General features: G+C 63.3%; 2 protein-coding genes. Both read left to right on the top strand.

Features of this window, described 5'->3' with window-relative positions:
* Positions 1-1,643, top strand: a 1,643-nt coding sequence (gene cas3, locus VAE54_RS02005; RefSeq protein ID WP_322800258.1) for a CRISPR-associated helicase Cas3', incomplete at its 5' end; no start/stop codon positions are given.
* 90 nt (positions 1,644-1,733) lie between these two features.
* A partial coding sequence (locus VAE54_RS02000) for a TM1812 family CRISPR-associated protein (protein WP_322800257.1) occupies positions 1,734-2,177 on the top strand: 444 nt, incomplete at its 3' end.

The raw sequence follows: 2,177 nt of genomic DNA, 5'->3' as shown, positions 1-2,177 counted from the left end.
CGGATGCCGGAGAGCGGCTGCGAGAAGCCCTACCGCCTGGAAAGGACTGGTTCGATTATCAGAAGGAGCTGTGGGAAGCCTCGTTCCGGTGGGGAATGGTGCGGGCGCCATGTGGGCGGGGGAAAACCGAGGCGGCCCTCCTCTGGTTCCTGCGGCGTCGGGAGCTCGACGGCCTGGACCGTCTGATCTGGACGTTGCCCACACAGGTGACCTCTAACGCGATGCGGGAGCGACTGGCCCGGGTGTTCGGGGAGGAACGGGTCGGCCTTTACCACGGGCGCTCCAGCCTGGAACATCGCGAACGGATCCGGGCCCGATTGCAGCGGGACCAGGTAGAGTTGCCCTCCATCGATCCGGATCCCGCCCTCGAGCTGGAATGGGCCCGCGAGGCGAATTTCTGGAGCGAGGTCCTGGCCTATCCTCTGGTGGTCACTACGGCGGATCACCTGCTGTATTCGTTCGTGCACGGCTTCCCTCAGGCCGATTTCGCTCTGGGGATGCTCCAGGGGGCCGCCGTGGTGTTCGACGAGGTGCACGCCTACGACGACCAGATGCAGGCCGAGCTGCGGGAGGCCATGGCCCTGTTGCGGGCGATGGGGATCCCCCATCTGGTGATGAGCGCCACCCTCCCGGATCCTCTGATCCGGGCTGGACGCCTGGAAGATTACCCCCTGATCGAAGACACAGCGGGAATGATCCGCCACCCCTTCCGGGTCCTGAAGCGAGCGCAACCGCTGATCCGGAACGAGAACGCTTGCCTGATTGCGAACGAAGAAGTGATCGAGGAGGTGCTGGACGGGTATCGCAACGGGGCGGTTCAGTTCCTCATCGTGAACACGGTGCGCAAAGCGCAGGCCCTTTACCGGCAACTTCGCGCTTTCCTGCCCCCGGAGGATTGCCTCTGCCTCCACAGCCGGTTCGCCTACGCCCACCGCCGGGCGAAGGAGCGCCGCGCGATCGAGCGCCTGAAGCGTCCGAAGGCGGCGCGCGAACCCTTTGTCCTGGTGGCCACTCAGGTCATTGAGGTCAGCCTGGACATCAGCGCCGACCGGATCCTCTCGGAGATCGCGCCGCTCGACGCCCTGGCCCAGCGGGGCGGGCGAGTGAACCGGGGAGGCGATCTTCCCCATGGCCTTTTCATCGTTTTCCCGGTCGACGATCCGCGGCCCTACGACGAAGGACGGCTATCCCGTAGCTGGGAGCTTCTGGACGAGGGGCCGGTCTCCTACGCCGATCTTCATCAATGGGCGAATCGTGTGTATGCCGATCTGGAGGGTGGGATGGCCCGGCTGCCGGAGCTATTCACGGAGTGCACCCTCTTCGGGCCGGATCCGGCGGAGATCCGGTTCGATGAAGAGCACGGGCGACACTACCAGCCCCGGCGCATCGAGCAGCCGACGATCGATGTGATCCCCCACGATCTGTGGACCCAGCTGGAGCCTGGGGATTCGCCGCTGGAGTTCCTCACCCCGGTTCCCCTCTGGTGGCTGGCTCACAGCCAGCGCCAGGGGCTGGGCTGGTTCTATCTGGCGGAACGTCCCCCCTCCCGCCGCGCCTGGCTGATCTGCCGCCGACCATATAGCGAGGAGATCGGATTTGAGGAGGATATCGAGGCCGGAACATCCGGTGTGATCGTGGAGTGAACGGGTCGAAAAACCAGCATCTGGGCAGAGGATGCAACCATTGCGTCCGAACGCCCCCTGCCGAGCACTCCGTCTGAGGAGGAAAACGCGATGAAAGCCCTCAGCTTTCTCGGCGCCATTCGATATCAAACTGTTACTTATGTGTGGGAAGGATTGTCTCACACCACCTCGCTCTTTCCGGAAGCCCTGGCCCGGATCTTTAGCCCCAAGGAGGTCATTGTCTTTGTCACCAAGACGGCAAGGGACTATCGACCTTCCGAGGCAGAACCTGCTTACACGGAAACGTTGAAACAGCGCCTCGAGGGCCTCATACGGTTTGAGGAAATTCCCGAAGGGCGCTCGGAAGCAGAGCTCTGGGAGATCTTCAACCGGGTATCGGGTGCCGTCAGGGAAGGGGAGACGGTGATCCTGGATATCACCCATGCCTTCCGGTCCATTCCCATGATCGTCTTCGCTGTAGCCAGCTATCTGCGGCGGACGAAAAACGTCAACGTCGAGCGCATCGTCTACGGCGCCTTTGAAGCACGAGAGCCT

The organism is Thermoflexus sp., assembly GCF_034432235.1.
Lineage (GTDB): Bacteria > Chloroflexota > Anaerolineae > Thermoflexales > Thermoflexaceae > Thermoflexus.
Note: the sequence above shows the minus strand (reverse complement) of the source record. Positions and strands in the feature narration are given on the sequence as shown.